We start from the raw sequence: 14,029 nt of genomic DNA, 5'->3' as shown, positions 1-14,029 counted from the left end.
AAGTTTGTGGTAGAATAATAGCATTGATTATGTTACGCCGAAAACGTTTTTAGCGTAGGCGCGCAGGGGAAACGTTAAGGTGAATTTGCTGGAGGTGTTCGTTTATGTTGAACCAAAACATGCTGGCGCTCGGCAAGAAGCGCTCGACCATTCGTGAAATTTTTGAATTTGGCAACCAGCGTGCAAAAGTCATCGGTCGGGAAAATGTCTTTGATTTTTCGATCGGCAACCCCAATGTGCCTGCGCCGGATTCGGTGCAGGAGGCGATCTGCGATATCGTTACCAACCAAAATCCGGCGGCGGTTCACGGCTATACGTCGGCGCAGGGGCGGGAAGACAGCCGCAACGCGATTGCCGCGTCTTTGAATGCGCGTTTCGGAACCGATTATGCGGCTAAGAATCTCTATCTTACGGTGGGGGCGGCCGCTTCTCTTTCGATCTGTTTGAAAGCGCTGACCGCGTCGCCCGAGGATGAGTTCATCATTTTCGCGCCGCATTTTCCCGAGTATCAGGTCTTTATCGAACAGGGAGCAGGCGCGAAGTGCGTGATCGTTCCCGCGCAGATCGAAGACTTTCAGATTAACTTCGAAGCGTTTGAACGCAAGTTGAATCCGCACACGAAAGGCGTTCTGATCAATTCGCCGAACAATCCGTCCGGCGTCGTTTATTCGGAGGCAACCATTGACCGCTTGACCGCGTTGCTTAACAAAAAAGCGGCGGAATATGGTCATCCGATCTATCTGATTTCCGATGAGCCGTACCGTGAGATCATTTACGGAACAAGAGAGATTCCGTTCATTGCGCCGAAGTACAAGAACACCTTGGTTTGCTATTCGTATTCCAAGTCGCTCTCGCTGCCTGGTGAACGCATCGGTTATGTGCTGGTGCCGAATACGGTCGAATCGTTCGACGATGTGTACGCGGCGGTTTGCGGCGCGGGGCGCGTGCTCGGCTATGTCTGCGCACCGGCTCTCTTTCAGCAGGTCATCGCCCGCTGCGCGGCCGATACGGCCGATCTTTCCATTTATGCGGAAAATCGTAAGCTGCTCTTAGAAGGTCTGGCCGCGTTCGGTTACAAGTGCATCGAGCCGGAAGGCGCGTTTTATCTCTTTCCGCAGACGTTGGAAGCGGACGACTACGCTTTTTGCGAACGCGCTAAAAAGTATGATCTGCTGCTTGTGCCCGGTACGGATTTTGGCGCTCCGGGGCATATGCGCATCTCCTACTGCGTGCAGACGGAAACGGTCCGGCGCGCGCTGCCGCTCTTTGAAAAACTGGCAAAAGAGTATGCAGGCAAATAAAAAACATTCCGGCGTTTGATGTTGCAAGGCAAGAACTTGCTGTCGGGTAAAAAATAACGCAAGCCGCTCCCTTCGATCCAAGCGATCAAAGGGGGCGGCTTCTTGCCATTGTTTTACTGAATATTGCAAGCGCTAGAGGTTTTTTTTATAGTGAAATCGAAATTAGGAATAATAGGAGAATATGACAGTTTTTTGCTTTTGACGTTTGAAACACAAACTGTCGTATGCGAATGCATGCACATGTGTATCCCGTGTTGCTCAGACAAGTGGCTGCAATGATTATAGTTTACATGCGTCTGCGAAGAGAGGTGCGGCGAAGATGAAACGCAGTAAAAGCATAGACTTGTTGCTGAGCCTGATCATTTTGGCTGCGGTCATGCTTGTTGCACGAAACATCGACAACCGGCCGTCGCTGGAGGAAAAAAGCAGTAAGAAAGCGCCGTTGCTTTTTCAAATCACCTGGCCGGCTTATTCGGGGCGGGGCGAAGCGATTCAACGCATCGTGAATTTGTATAATGCCGAGAACAGTGACGCATTTGAAATCACGCTAGTCGACGGCGATGAAGACCGTAATGCGATTGAAAAACGTTTGACCGAGCCGGAGGCGGCAACGATTCATGTGTTGCCTTATCGATTTGTTAAATATTTTGCCGCCAAAGGGTATTTGGAAGATCTGGCGGATTATTTTACCGAAGAAGAAGGTTGGTTCTACCCGGAACTGTGGCGACTGGGACAAGTGAACGGACGCATGTACGGCATTCCCTGGCTGGGACATTCGATCGGCCTGATTTATAATAAAGAACTTTTGGCAAAAGCGGCTGTCGATGTCGCTGCGATTCGGGATTTGCCTTCCTTGGTGAAAGCGTTGGAAGCGGTTGAAGCAAAAAACGGCGTTAGAGGAATTGGCCTGGTCGGCGCCAATCACAACGATGTTTCCTGGATGGTCAATCAGTTTGTTTATGGTTATGGCGGGCGGTTGGTGGAGCAAAGCGGTATGCGCGTTGCGGTGAATACACCCGAGACAAAAGCGGCGCTTCACTTTTATCGTGATGTTTTAGGGCCGCACGCGCAGCCTTCGTGGATTGACGACAGCGGCCTTGAGGTAATGGAGCATTTTAGAAAAAAGAAAATCGCCTTTGAATTCCAGGGCGTTTGGGGGATTACCGATATTGAAAAAAACGGCCACCCGTTCGACGTCGGCATCATAAGGTTGGAAGACATCGGACTCTATTCGGAAGTCGGACCGATGATGTTGTCGATACCCGGCAGCATGAGCCGTGAAAAAAAGAAAAGCGCGCTAGCTTTTATAAAATTCATGATTTCAAAAGAAGCGCAGCTAAAAATAATGGAGGGCGAATACAGCCCGGAACATGATGCCTATTATCCTTTCCGCATCCCTGTGCGTCAGGATTTGGCCGACAGCGTGATGACGGTGAAATACCCGCAGTATTTGCCGTTTTTAAGCGCTTTTAAGCGTCCCAGTATCGATGTGCCGACGCCGAAGTGGCAAATCATCAAGGACGAATACTATGCGCCCGGCCTGCATCAGGTGATGACGGGCGAAGTTTCGATCGAGGATTTTTTAAAGCGGATCGAAAGCAAAGGCAACGAAATCTTGCGGCAACCATAGCGATTGAAAAGGAGCGTGACGCTGAAATGACGGTTAAGATCCTGATTGTCGATGACTCGAAAACAGATCGGGCAATGATTCAAAATTTTCTCGCGGAGCATCAGTTGCTGCTGGCGGAAAATGGCAAAGAAGCGATGGAAATCCTTGCGCGCGAACAGGATATCGATATGGTGATTTTGGATCTGAACATGCCGCAGATGAACGGCTTTGAAGTGTTGGAAGCGATGCAACGCCATCCTGAACACAAAAAAATTGCGACGTTGATTTTGACGAATTATGATGAACCGAAAAACGAGATACGCGGTCTGGAGCTCGGTGCGATCGATTATATAACGAAACCGATCAATAGTGCAGTCGTTAAGACGAGAGTGAACACGCATTTGAAATTAAAATTGCAGCGCGACCTGCTGGAAAAGCAGAAAAGTGAATTGACCTGGATCAATGAAGAGTTGGAAGCGTTTTCTTATTCGGTCTCGCACGACTTAAAAGTACCGTTGCATATTATCAAGACCTACAGTGAGTTTCTCGAAAAAAACCTTGCGGCAAAAGAAGACGCGGAGGGCCTAGACGATATCGCGATGATTAAAGACTCCTGCCAGCGTATGGCGCAGCTTATTGACGATATCCTGCAATTGGCCAAGGTCGGCCAGTATGAAATAAACTACCGCCCGATCAATCTCAGTGAACTGGCGAAAGGCATTATCGAAAAACTGCGCATCTTGCAGCCGGAGCGTCAGGTCGAGTTTCTTTGCGAACCGGAGCTGTTTGCCGATGCGGACAGCCGTCTGATGGAAATGGCGATGTTCAACTTGCTGCAAAACGCCTGGAAATATACCTCCAGACATAGCCAGGCGTGCATCGAGTTTGGCGCGCTAAAGCAAGCGGACGGCGTTGTATATTTCGTCAGAGATGACGGCGCAGGGTTTGAGATGAAGAATGCAGGAGAGCTTTTCAAAAAGATAAAACGACTGCACGCGCAGGATGCCTTTGAAGGTACCGGGGTAGGCCTTACGATCGTGGATCGCATTATCAAACGGCATAAGGGAACGATCTGGGCGGAAAGCGAAGTCGAAAAGGGAAGCACTTTTTATTTTAAAATCGAAGCTTGCAACAAGAAAGGGTGAGTAGAATGGGTGTCACCATATTGGTCGTCGATGATTCAAAAGCGGATATGATCATGATTAAGAACATTTTGGATGATTATCAGTTATTGTTCGCCAATGACGGCGTGGAAGCGATGGAAGTGATCGCACGCGAACCGGAGATCGATTTGATGATTCTGGATTTGAAGATGCCGCGCATGAATGGTTTTGAGGTTTTAGAAGCTATCCAGGCGGAGCCTGCCTATCAGAAGATCATCACATTAATTCTGACTAACTATGACGAAGCGGAAAATGAGATACGCGGTTTGAGCCTGGGGGCGGTAGATTACATTCGCAAACCATTGAATCTAGAATCGTTACGCAAGAGGATCGAGATACATGTGAAATTGAAAAATGCCACAAAAGCCTTGGAACAGAACAATGCAATGCTAGAGCAGACGGTCGCGCAAAGAACGCAGGAGCTGGTTTTAACCCGCAATATCACCATTCATGCTTTGGTCGGTTTGCTCGAGATACGCGACATTGAGTCGAGCAACCATACCAGGCGGACGCAATGGATGGTGAAAGCGCTTTGTGAACAGCTTCGCACCCAGGAGGCTTATCATAAATTGCTGTCGGAGAGCTACATCAAGGAATTGTTTGAAACGGCGCCGCTGCATGACATCGGAAAAGTCGGCATACCGGACAACATTCTCTTGAAGCCGGGAAAACTAACGATTGAAGAGTACGAAATCATGAAGAAACATGCGATTTACGGGGTCGATGCGCTGCGCTATGAGGTGGCCGAGGGACAGATTCCCTCTTTTATCAAGACGGCGATCGAATGCATTGCCGGGCATCATGAAAAATATGACGGCACAGGATATCCGTATGGCTTGAAGGGCGAGGCCATTCCTCTGCCGGGCAGAGTGATGGCGATTGTCGACGTCTATGATGCGCTGATCAGCAAACGGGTTTATAAACCGGCGTTCACGCATGAAACAGCGCTGCTGATGATAAAGGAAGAGCGGGGAAAACATTTTGACCCGGCTATCGTGGACGCTTTCCTGGCGATAGCAGACAGAATCAAAGAAATCGCCACGGAATATTCCCATCAGGAACAGTAAGGAGGAGAAGCGATGAACGCGCTGCGCGGTTTTTTCTTCAGCATCGTTTTGTTGCCGCTCTTTCTCTCGTTTTGTTCGGCGGCATCCTTGGACAATAAGCTCTCGCCGGAAGAGCAGGCGTTTATCAGGGAACATCCGGTGATCCGGCTCGGCGTTGATCCTAAATTCATTCCCTACGAATTTGTCGATTCGGACGGCGTATATAAGGGAATCGCCGCCGATTACATCAAGCTGATCAGTGAACGGACCGGCCTGCAGTTGGTGGTCGAAAAAGACCTTACCTGGGCCAAGGCTTACGAAAAAGGCGTGTTGAAAGAACTGGACGCCTTACCCTGCGTGGGCAAGACAAAGGAACGAGAACGCTATTTTATCTATACGGAGCCGTATTATTCGTTCCAGCGCGTTATTTTTATCAGTCAAAACAATACCAGCGTCAAGAGTCTCGACGATTTAAGGCGGCACACGGTGGCGGTGCAGATGAACAGCTCGCATCACAGTTTTATGCAGAGCTTCGTACCGAGCATTACGCTCAGTCTTTACTCCACCGTTGAAGAGGGACTCAAAGCGGTTGCCGACGGAAAAGAAGAAGCGTTTGTCGGCAATCTGGCGACTTCGAGTTATCTGGCCAAGGCAAACGGTATAACGAATTTGAAGTATGTGAAGATGGAAGTCGATGAAAAGCAGTTCCTGTATTTTGCGGTAAGAAACGATTGGCCGCTCCTGGTCAGCATCTTGAATAAAGCGTTGGCCGATATAAATGAAGAAGAAAAAATCGCGATCAACAATCGTTGGATCGGCGTGGAAAACAAGGTCGATTATACTGAGGTCATCAAGATCGCCAGTATGATCGGCGCGGTGATCGTTCTCATCTTCGGCGTGTCCTTCTATTGGCTCGTCAAATTGCGGCGCGAGGTCGAAGCGCGCAAGCGGATCGAGGCGGCGCTGAAGGTCGCCAAGGAGGAGGCGGAATATGCCAATCACATCAAATCCGCTTTTTTGGCGCGCATGTCGCATGAAATCAGAACGCCGCTGAATGCGATCAGCGGCATGGCGTATATGATCAAAAAAACAGAGGTATCGATCACGCAAAAGAACTATCTGGAGAAGATAACGCGGGCCGCGCGCGATATGCTGGGCATCATCAACGACATCCTGGACTTCTCAAAAATAGAAGCGGGCAAGATCGACATCGAGCGAATCTCGTTCAATCTGGACGAGGTTCTGCAGCAGTTGGTCAGCATCGCAGCCTTTAAGGTCGAGGAGCAAAACATCGATTTTTCGCTGGAGCGCGATCCGGCGTTGCCGGTCTTCTTCTTCGGCGATCCCAATCGGATACAGCAGGTCTTACTTAATTTAGTGAACAACGCGGTCAAGTTCAGCAAGGATGGCACGGTTTCGCTTTCGATCCGTCTCGTGGCCAAGGTCAAGGATGCCTATCGCATCGAGTTCAGCGTCAAGGATACCGGCATCGGCATGACCAGCGAGCAACTGGTCGAGGTTTTCACGCCTTTTAGTCAGGGGGATTCCAGCATCAGTCGGAGGTTTGGCGGCACCGGACTGGGGCTGTCGATTGTCAAAAGTCTGGTCGAATTGATGGACGGCCAGATCGAGGCGTATAGCGCGGTCAACGAAGGCTCCACCTTTAACGTCTTGCTGACGTTGGAAGCGGATCGCAACATAGCCTATGAAGAAAAGAAAAAGGCCGCTTCGCTTTATTTCCGCAACATTCGGGTGCTGGTCGTGGAAAAAAATCCGTTTTATCGGAACGTATTGAAAAACTACCTGCAGTCTTTCGGCTTGGTGGCCGAATTTGCCGTTTCTGGAGAACGCGCTTTGGAACTTATGCAAGCGGCGGCAAGCGACAAGGGAACACCCTATAATTTATTAATCGTCGATCTGGAAACGCCGCAGGAAGGCGGCATTAAATTCTGCAGCAGCGTAAAAGAGCTGTCCTGGCTCAAAGAAACGCCCAAATTCATCGTAATGATTCCCGTGGCGAAAGAAATGCTGCTTGAGAATGTCGAGGCCGCCGGATTGGAATTCGGCATAATCAAACCGATCATACCGTCGATCCTCTATAATGAGATCGTCGATATTTTCAAGCTTAACGTTCTGGCGGAGCATGATCGCTCGGCGTCGATGAACAAAGAAGAGAGTTTCAGGCTGGAACACCCCTATCACGTTTTAATTGTGGAAGACAATAAGACCAATCAATTCATTGCCCAATCGATTCTGAGCGAGGTGGGCTTCAAAGTCACGTTGGCGGATAACGGGCTGGAAGGCTATGAAGCTTTCGGCAAAAACCAAAGTGATCTGGCGCTGATCCTGATGGATCTTCATATGCCGGTGATGAACGGCTATGAATCAGCCAGTCTGATCAGAAAAATGAACGCGGACATTCCGATCATCGCGATGACCGCCGATGCGATCGTCGGCGTGGAAGAAAAGTGCAAAAGCATTGGCATCGACCATTACATCAGTAAACCGTTTGAACCCGAGAGATTTGTCGAAACGGTTGTGCAGGTGGTTAAAGCCGCGCAGGAAGAGACGCGGCTGAAAATGGCGTCGCTTGAAACGAAGCAGAGCGGAGAAACGGGAGGCGAGAACATGGTATTGGATAAAGAAGACGGCATCCGACACATCGGCGGCAAGGCGGAGCTGTATCGCATGGTCTTAAAAGAATATTACAACGAGAACCAGGAGACCGAGTTTCATTTGCAGCAGGCTTTGGAAAAGAAAGACTATGCGGAAGCGGAACAAATCGTGCATAAGATAAAAAGCAGTTCGGGCAGCATCGGCGCAAAAGAATTGCATGAAGTCGCGGCGGCGCTGCAAAAAGCCTTAGGCAATGCGGAGACAGCGGCAATCGACGAACTGCAGAAAAAATTTATCGTCCTGCTGAAGCAGGTGCTGCTCGAAATTAAAGAAATCATTTCCCAAAATGGCGTGTAAAAAGATAGGAAAACTGCTTGTCGTATGCTAGAAGATAAGCCGCCCCCTTCGAGCCAAGCGGTCGAAAGGGGCGGCTTTTTGCAGTTTTTTCTTCTATTTTAGATTTTCTCTAAAGAAGGAATCGAGTCTGTCGAACGGGATGCTATCTTTTCTGTCATAGAGGTCGATGTGCCGTGCGCCTTTAACAACCAGGAGTTCTTTTGGTTCGGCGGCCATCTTGTAGGCATCCTCGGTGAAATAGCGCGAATGTGCGTTTTCGCCCATGATGAAGAGGATGGGCCTGGGAGAAATCGATTCAATATGCGCCAGCAAGGGGAAATTGATAAAAGACATATCGCTTGTGACCGTAAATGCGCCAATCGAATTAGGGTGGTGCCCGCGCGGCGCTACGTAATATTCAAAGAACTCACTTGTGATCGGGTCAACGCCAGTCTTGGGAATTTCAGCCGGGAATTGCGGCGTTAATTGAGGCGAACCGTTTGCGAAATCTTTCCAACGCTGTTCGCCTAATTGATCGAGATATTGGCTGCGTTGTTCATCGGTCATGCTGTCCTGCCAACCATTGCGTTTCACGCGGCTCATATCGTACATGCTTGCGGTTGCGACCGCTTTGATGCGGTGATCGACCTGCGCGGCGGTAAGCGCGAAGCCGCCGCTGCCGCAGATGCCGATCGCGCCGATTTTATCCCGGTCCACATAGGGGCGCGTTCCCAAATAATCGACGCCCGCACTGAAGTCTTCCGTGAAAATGTCCGGCGAAGAGACATGTCTTGGCTCGCCGCTGCTTTCACCGTTAAAAGATTCGTCGAAGGCAAGGGCGACAAAGCCGCGTTCGGCCATTGTCTGCGCATAAAGACCCGCGCCTTGTTCCTTTACGCCGCCATATGGGGTGCCGATGACAAGCGCGGCGTATTTCTTCGTCTTGTCGATCTCTTTCGGCAGATACAAATCGGCGGCAATGGTAATGCCGAAGCGATTCTTGTAGGTGATTTTTTCGCTGGTTACCTTGTCACTCGGCAGAAAGGTTTTGTCCGCTGCGGCATTGTTCGCCGCCGAAGCAACGCCGCTCGCAGACAGGACCAAGCCCAGCGTCAGCGCGGTGAGCATTTGAAAGCTGCGCGTCATCATGGATTTCTTTTTCATTTTTCTTACCTCTCTTACTTTTCTTTTAGAATTCTGCTTGCATCGTACAGTCTGGTGTTAACACCATGTCAATACGGTTTTTAAAAAAGAATCGCGAACGACAAAAAGCAGCAACGTTTGCTTTACACTGTTTTGAAAAATAACGCTTGACCTGGAGTTAACACCAGATGATAGAGTTCTTATTAGGAGCAGCTGAGTGAAGCGTAACGAAGACAGGCTTTAAACCGAAAGATAGAAGGAGTGAAGCGGATGGTTATTTCAGAAGTGAGTGAGAAGTACGGCTTAACGCAGGATGCGCTGCGCTATTACGAAAGGGTCGGCCTTATCCCGCCGGTCAAACGTAAGCCAAGCGGACTGCGCGACTACGACGCGTACAGCTGCGGTTGGATCGAGTTTGCCCATTGTATGCGAAAAGCTGGGATTCCGGTAGAAGTGCTTGTCGAGTATGTGCAGCTTTATCAACAGGGAAGGGAAACGCGCGAGGCCAGAAAAGAACTGTTGCGCGAGGAATATCGTCGCTTGGAGAAACGTATCGTCGATTTGCAGGCGGTAAAAGAACGCTTGGCCTGCAAAATCGAAAATTACGATCAACTTGAGGATTCTGTGGAAAGCATAGCGAAAGAAAAAAACAGCAAAGCGGAGGCGTAATGCATGAGTAAAAAAGTGTTGATCCTGTCGGGCAGTCCGAGAAAACAAGGGAATTCCGATCTTTTATGCGAGGAATTTTTGCGCGGTGCAAAAGAGGCGGGCCAGCAGGTAGAGAAGATTTTTCTGGGGGAGCAGACGATCGGTTACTGCAGCGGCTGCGGAGCCTGCTATACGACGCATACATGCATGCAAAACGATGACATGGCTGATCTTTTGGCAAAGATGGTTGCGGCGGATGTGATTGTGATGGCGACGCCGGTTTATTTTTATACGATGGATGCGCAGCTGAAAACGCTGATCGACCGAACGGCAGCCCGTTATGAGGAAATCACGGATAAAGAGTTCTATTTCATTGTGTCCGCGGCGGACAGCAGCGTGGCGGCGATGGAAAGGACGATTGACGGGTTTCGCGGTTTTCTCGATTGCTTGAACGGAGCCAAAGAAAAAGGCGTCGTCTATGGCGTCGGCGCATGGCAGAAAGGCGATATCGTCGGCACGAAAGCGATGGAAGAAGCGTATGCTATGGGGAAAAAGGTATAACTCGGCGCAAGATGAGCGAGACGCGGCGACGCGTTAAGGGGAGGGATGCAGGTGAAGAAAAGAGCCATACTGGTCTTTGTCTTGTTGCTGTCATTTAGCCTCACGGCTTGCAGCGGCAAAAACAACGTGATGCCTGCAAATACGGATGCCGGACAAAATAGCCGTGCAGACAACGCCAGCTCCAAACAGGCCGATAGCAGAATAAAACTGAAGTTCAACAATGCGGAAGTCATCGTGAAAATGTATGATAATCCTACGAGCAGAGACTTTTTAACATTACTCCCATTGACGATAAAGGTGGAAGACTATGCCGGGCGGGAAAAGATTGCCTATCTGCCGAAAAAATTGTCGCTTGACGCTGCGCCGGCAGGCATGGAACCTAAGGCGGGTGACTTTACCTATTTTGCGCCTTGGGGGAATGTAGCTCTGTTTTATCACGAGTATGGTTACTCAAACGGGCTGATTTCATTAGGCAAGATTGAATCCGGTCTGGAAAAACTCACAGACAGCGGTGCTGCGACCATTCGCATGGAAAAGATAGAATGATGAAAAGAAGAGGCGATTTAAAATGAACGATCTAAAGAACAGCGTGATTTTCTCCAAGGGCGATAAAATGCCGCAGCCGTATAGTGAAAACTTTATTGGGCAGGCTTATCTCAACATGCTGTCGACAGGCGGCGATGAATTCAATTGCCCGATCGGCAACGTAACGTTCGAACCGGGGTGCCGCAACAGTTGGCACTGCCATCCGGGCGGGCAGATCCTGCTTGTTACGGGCGGCCGGGGCTGGTATCAAGCAGAGGGCGAAGCGGCCCGCGAACTCAGAGCCGGTGATGTCGTTAAAATTCCGTCTGACAGGAAGCACTGGCATGGCGCTGCGCAAGACAGCTGGTTTTCGCACCTTTCGATTGAAACCAACTGTCAGAAGGGACCGGCAAAATGGCTGGAGCCGGTTACGGACGCAGAGTACCAACAATTGCGCTGATTTTTCTCCAAAAATCATGTGCTGAAAAGAGAAAGCCCAGGCATGACAGCAGTAAACAACAAGAAAACGGCAGGCACATGAAAAGGAAGAAGCCGCCCCTTTCGACCGGTTGGGTCGCGGGGCGGCTTCTTAATGCGTTGCAACGCGCATCAGGAATTGTAATCGATACCGGATTGTATCGTCTTGAACGCGGTGTCGATGCCTTGGTATTCCTCCGAGTCCTTGATCGATTCCGGATGATCGTTCAGTTCGCTTTGCTGATCGGATATGGTCTTGATCTGCGCGCGCAAAGCGGCCATTTCGGCGGCGCATTCCTGCTGCTGCTTCAGGAGGCGGCTGATCTGCTGCATGTTCTTGTCTTTGGCCTGCAACATCGGCTTGAGGTCTTTCTCCAGTTTCTTGAATTGTTTGGAGAGCTTGTCGAGTTTTTCGCTTAGTTCGGTCAACGCGGATTCAAGGTTCTTCGTCCGGTGCTGGAACGCCTTCATCAGCTTGAACGTCTGCAGATGAAGATTAATATTGGTGCGCGCTGTCGCGGCGACGGCGGGAGAGAGGCTCTTCTCGACTTTCTTATAGGCGGCGTACCAGCGTCCCATCTGCTGCGCGACGGTCTGCGCGGTCTCGTTGGGCGAGTAGGCCATCGAAAGCGGCTGCAGGGACTGAATGAGCGTGGAGAGGCCTTTGACGTCGCCGTAGGTCAGATTGACCGGTTTGTCGTTGAACGTGCTTTTTACCTGTTGCAGCTCGGTGGCCATCATGCCCTTCAGCTCGGCCGCGCTGCTTGTCGGATTCTGCAGCGTTATTTCCAGCGCGCGGGTGCTGAGATTGAGCAGCTGCGTCTTCACGGCGCCGTAGGAATCGGGCACATACGGCACAAAGGACTGCGCAAGCGCATCGGCCGCGCGCTCGGTCGCCTGAATGTAAGCGTCATCGAGTTCGGCGAGGCTGCCGTCGCTTTTGCCGCTGCGGATCTCTTCGTATAATTTGCGGTAGGTGAGGGCGAAATCTTCAATGAAGGAAGCATCGGCAGGATCCGGATGTGCGGCGTTTTCTGCGGTCGATGCGTTCACTGCGGTGCGGAAACGGGCAAGAAACGGATTTTCCCGCGGCGGCTGGTTGCTTAGGTTGACTTGGAAAGCGGGGGAGTTTGCCAAGTCTGAAGTGACGAGCGCAACGGCCGGAGCCGACGCGTCTTTTTGGCTTGTCTGGGGGAGAGACGTCATGCTGACTGGACGGTCAAGCGGGGACACGATGAACATAGGATCATCCCTTTCGAATAGTCTCAATAAATTCATCGACATGCAGGGTAGAGAAGTTAAGGGGATTTTAAGGAGATTTTAAGAAATGGGGATTTTTCAGCGCGCAGGAAGGAACTTTCGTTGGTCTGTTCAATATAGATAAACGATACGAGTCTGAAAAACGAAAGGATGATTCTGCATGCTGAGAAAGATGTCCGCGAAATTTTTTTTACCGCTCTTTGTCGCGCTGCTGGTCGCGGGCGGCCCGGCGCTGGCCGCTTCAAGCGACGAAGCGGCCGGCGGGCGTGTTATCGCGTACCCGGCCGGTTATGATACCACGAAGGAGGGCGCCTCTTCCTACAACGGGATTGGCAATGTGGAGAACTCGCCGTATTTCCCCTCGCTTGACGTGTACAACCTGCAGCCCACCGCGACGCTGACGATTCTGCCGCGTTACAAGACCTACCAGCAGACGACTGAGATCACCTGCGGCCCCGCCGCGGCGCTGACGGTGCTGCATCATTTCGGCAACACGAGCTGGCAGGAGAAAGAGATCGCCAAGATTATGGCGACGAAAGCGGTGGTCGGTACGGATACGCAGGGGATGGTCGCTTTTTTTAAGGCAATCGGCTGGGATGTGAAGTCGAGTCTGACAAGCGCCAACAAAGAAGGCGTATCCTTTGCCAAGGAGGAGGACTTCAAGAATTTTGTCTTGGAAAACCTGCGCAACAATACTCCGATCATGGTCGAGAACATCGACTGGAGCGGGCATTGGCGCGTCATTATCGGTTATGACACGATGGGAACGGATACGCTAGCGGATGATGTGCTGATTATGGCGGATTCGTATGACACGGGGGATCACAAGCAGGACGGCTATGTGGTGCAGTCGTCGGAGAAGTTTTACTATATGTGGTTTGACGCGCATATGCTGCCGAAAGGCCAACAAACGCAGCAATGGCTTAGCGCGAAACCGCGCTAAGCTCAAAAGCAGGCACGCCGCGCTCTGCAAGAATACAGAATGCATGCGCGAGACGGGGGAAATCGTGCAGGGATTCTCAATCGATTGCCGAAACTGAACAAAAGAAAAACGCAAAAGGAGATGGCGTAATGATTGGTGAATTGGGCGCGGAATTGTTGAAGCAGATTTATCTTGCAGAGCAAACGAAGCGGGCGGATCTGAAGGAGGTCGGCGAAACGATCGCCGATAGCGTCGGCAGGCCTCGCCTTGCGGAGACGGTGCAAAATTTGCAGGATTATGGCTTGATGGTCGCTGCACAATGCGATGCGGCGGAGAGACAAGAAGATTGGAACTCGCTCGCTGCGGCGCACGTGACGCCGAGAGGCTTATCGGTTCTCTGTCATCTGGGAATTTTATAGACA

The 14,029-nt window shown here is 50.7% G+C and carries 13 protein-coding genes; 11 read left to right on the top strand and 2 right to left on the bottom strand.

Going from position 1 to position 14,029, the window contains the following annotated elements; translation table 11 throughout:
- Nucleotides 1-104: 104 nt before the first annotated feature.
- The 5 genes from QTL79_RS00990 (at nt 105) to QTL79_RS00970 (ending at nt 8,092) form a co-directional block, all read left to right on the top strand.
- Entirely contained in the window at nt 105-1,301 is a 1,197-nt protein-coding gene (locus QTL79_RS00990; RefSeq protein ID WP_346353062.1) for a pyridoxal phosphate-dependent aminotransferase, read from the top strand.
- Between the two features lie 319 nt (nt 1,302-1,620).
- Nucleotides 1,621-2,931, top strand: coding sequence for an extracellular solute-binding protein (locus tag QTL79_RS00985; protein WP_346353061.1), 1,311 nt, complete (start codon nt 1,621-1,623; stop codon nt 2,929-2,931).
- Between the two features lie 26 nt (nt 2,932-2,957).
- The gene (locus QTL79_RS00980) at nt 2,958-4,055 is read left to right on the top strand and encodes a sensor histidine kinase (RefSeq protein WP_346353060.1); all 1,098 of its coding nucleotides are present in this window, start codon (nt 2,958-2,960) and stop codon (nt 4,053-4,055) included.
- Nucleotides 4,056-4,060: 5 nt separating this feature from the next.
- Nucleotides 4,061-5,140: an HD-GYP domain-containing protein gene (locus tag QTL79_RS00975; RefSeq protein ID WP_346353059.1), complete on the top strand. Its 1,080-nt coding sequence runs from the start codon at nt 4,061-4,063 to the stop codon at nt 5,138-5,140.
- Nucleotides 5,141-5,152: 12 nt separating this feature from the next.
- The gene (locus QTL79_RS00970) at nt 5,153-8,092 is read left to right on the top strand and encodes a response regulator (protein ID WP_346353058.1); all 2,940 of its coding nucleotides are present in this window, start codon (nt 5,153-5,155) and stop codon (nt 8,090-8,092) included.
- A 93-nt stretch (nt 8,093-8,185) separates the two neighbouring features.
- Here QTL79_RS00970 and QTL79_RS00965 read toward each other — a convergent pair whose 3' ends face one another.
- Nucleotides 8,186-9,235 (bottom strand): alpha/beta hydrolase, encoded by a 1,050-nt coding sequence (locus QTL79_RS00965; protein ID WP_346353057.1) that lies wholly within the window; start codon nt 9,233-9,235, stop codon nt 8,186-8,188.
- Between the two features lie 249 nt (nt 9,236-9,484).
- Here QTL79_RS00965 and QTL79_RS00960 point away from each other — a divergent pair, with 249 nt between their 5' ends.
- From QTL79_RS00960 to QTL79_RS00945, 4 genes are read left to right on the top strand one after another with little or no spacing between them, the layout of a single operon-like run.
- Complete coding sequence (locus tag QTL79_RS00960) at nt 9,485-9,883, top strand: MerR family transcriptional regulator (RefSeq protein ID WP_346353056.1); 399 nt, start codon at nt 9,485-9,487, stop codon at nt 9,881-9,883.
- A 3-nt stretch (nt 9,884-9,886) separates the two neighbouring features.
- Nucleotides 9,887-10,423: a flavodoxin family protein gene (locus tag QTL79_RS00955; RefSeq protein WP_346353055.1), complete on the top strand. Its 537-nt coding sequence runs from the start codon at nt 9,887-9,889 to the stop codon at nt 10,421-10,423.
- A 51-nt stretch (nt 10,424-10,474) separates the two neighbouring features.
- Complete coding sequence (locus tag QTL79_RS00950) at nt 10,475-10,969, top strand: cyclophilin-like fold protein (RefSeq protein WP_346353054.1); 495 nt, start codon at nt 10,475-10,477, stop codon at nt 10,967-10,969.
- Between the two features lie 22 nt (nt 10,970-10,991).
- Nucleotides 10,992-11,408 carry a cupin domain-containing protein gene (locus QTL79_RS00945; RefSeq protein WP_346353053.1) on the top strand — a complete coding sequence of 139 codons (417 nt, stop codon included), beginning with the start codon at nt 10,992-10,994 and terminating at the stop codon, nt 11,406-11,408.
- Between the two features lie 149 nt (nt 11,409-11,557).
- Here QTL79_RS00945 and QTL79_RS00940 read toward each other — a convergent pair whose 3' ends face one another.
- A complete protein-coding gene (locus QTL79_RS00940; protein ID WP_346353052.1) occupies nt 11,558-12,667 on the bottom strand; it encodes a coiled-coil domain-containing protein in 1,110 nt (369 codons plus the stop codon).
- A gap of 178 nt (nt 12,668-12,845) precedes the next feature.
- On the opposite strand from QTL79_RS00940, the gene QTL79_RS00935 reads away from it, so the two are divergent.
- Complete coding sequence (locus QTL79_RS00935; RefSeq protein ID WP_346353051.1) at nt 12,846-13,628, top strand: C39 family peptidase; 783 nt, start codon at nt 12,846-12,848, stop codon at nt 13,626-13,628.
- A 128-nt stretch (nt 13,629-13,756) separates the two neighbouring features.
- Nucleotides 13,757-14,026 carry a hypothetical protein gene (locus QTL79_RS00930; protein WP_346353050.1) on the top strand — a complete coding sequence of 90 codons (270 nt, stop codon included), beginning with the start codon at nt 13,757-13,759 and terminating at the stop codon, nt 14,024-14,026.
- The last annotated feature ends 3 nt before the right edge of the window (nt 14,027-14,029 follow it).

Source organism: Azotosporobacter soli (assembly GCF_030542965.1).
In the GTDB taxonomy this organism is placed as follows: Bacteria; Bacillota; Negativicutes; order SG130; family SG130; genus Azotosporobacter; species Azotosporobacter soli.
The sequence above is the reverse complement of the archived record's forward strand: the minus strand, read 5'-3'. Positions and strand labels throughout refer to the sequence as shown.

Excerpts from the sequence above, each read along its gene's own strand:
- QTL79_RS00960 (WP_346353056.1), top strand. The coding sequence starts at position 9,485 with ATGGTTATTTCAGAAGTGAGTGAGAAGTACGGCTTAACGCAGGATGCG.
- QTL79_RS00980 (WP_346353060.1), top strand. The coding sequence starts at position 2,958 with ATGACGGTTAAGATCCTGATTGTCGATGACTCGAAAACAGATCGGGCA.
- QTL79_RS00975 (WP_346353059.1), top strand. The coding sequence starts at position 4,061 with ATGGGTGTCACCATATTGGTCGTCGATGATTCAAAAGCGGATATGATC.
- QTL79_RS00955 (WP_346353055.1), top strand. The coding sequence starts at position 9,887 with ATGAGTAAAAAAGTGTTGATCCTGTCGGGCAGTCCGAGAAAACAAGGG.
- QTL79_RS00970 (WP_346353058.1), top strand. The coding sequence starts at position 5,153 with ATGAACGCGCTGCGCGGTTTTTTCTTCAGCATCGTTTTGTTGCCGCTC.
- QTL79_RS00990 (WP_346353062.1), top strand. The coding sequence starts at position 105 with ATGTTGAACCAAAACATGCTGGCGCTCGGCAAGAAGCGCTCGACCATT.
- QTL79_RS00930 (WP_346353050.1), top strand. The coding sequence starts at position 13,757 with ATGATTGGTGAATTGGGCGCGGAATTGTTGAAGCAGATTTATCTTGCA.
- QTL79_RS00940 (WP_346353052.1), bottom strand. The coding sequence starts at position 12,667 with ATGTTCATCGTGTCCCCGCTTGACCGTCCAGTCAGCATGACGTCTCTC.
- QTL79_RS00985 (WP_346353061.1), top strand. The coding sequence starts at position 1,621 with ATGAAACGCAGTAAAAGCATAGACTTGTTGCTGAGCCTGATCATTTTG.
- QTL79_RS00935 (WP_346353051.1), top strand. The coding sequence starts at position 12,846 with ATGCTGAGAAAGATGTCCGCGAAATTTTTTTTACCGCTCTTTGTCGCG.
- QTL79_RS00945 (WP_346353053.1), top strand. The coding sequence starts at position 10,992 with ATGAACGATCTAAAGAACAGCGTGATTTTCTCCAAGGGCGATAAAATG.
- QTL79_RS00965 (WP_346353057.1), bottom strand. The coding sequence starts at position 9,235 with ATGAAAAAGAAATCCATGATGACGCGCAGCTTTCAAATGCTCACCGCG.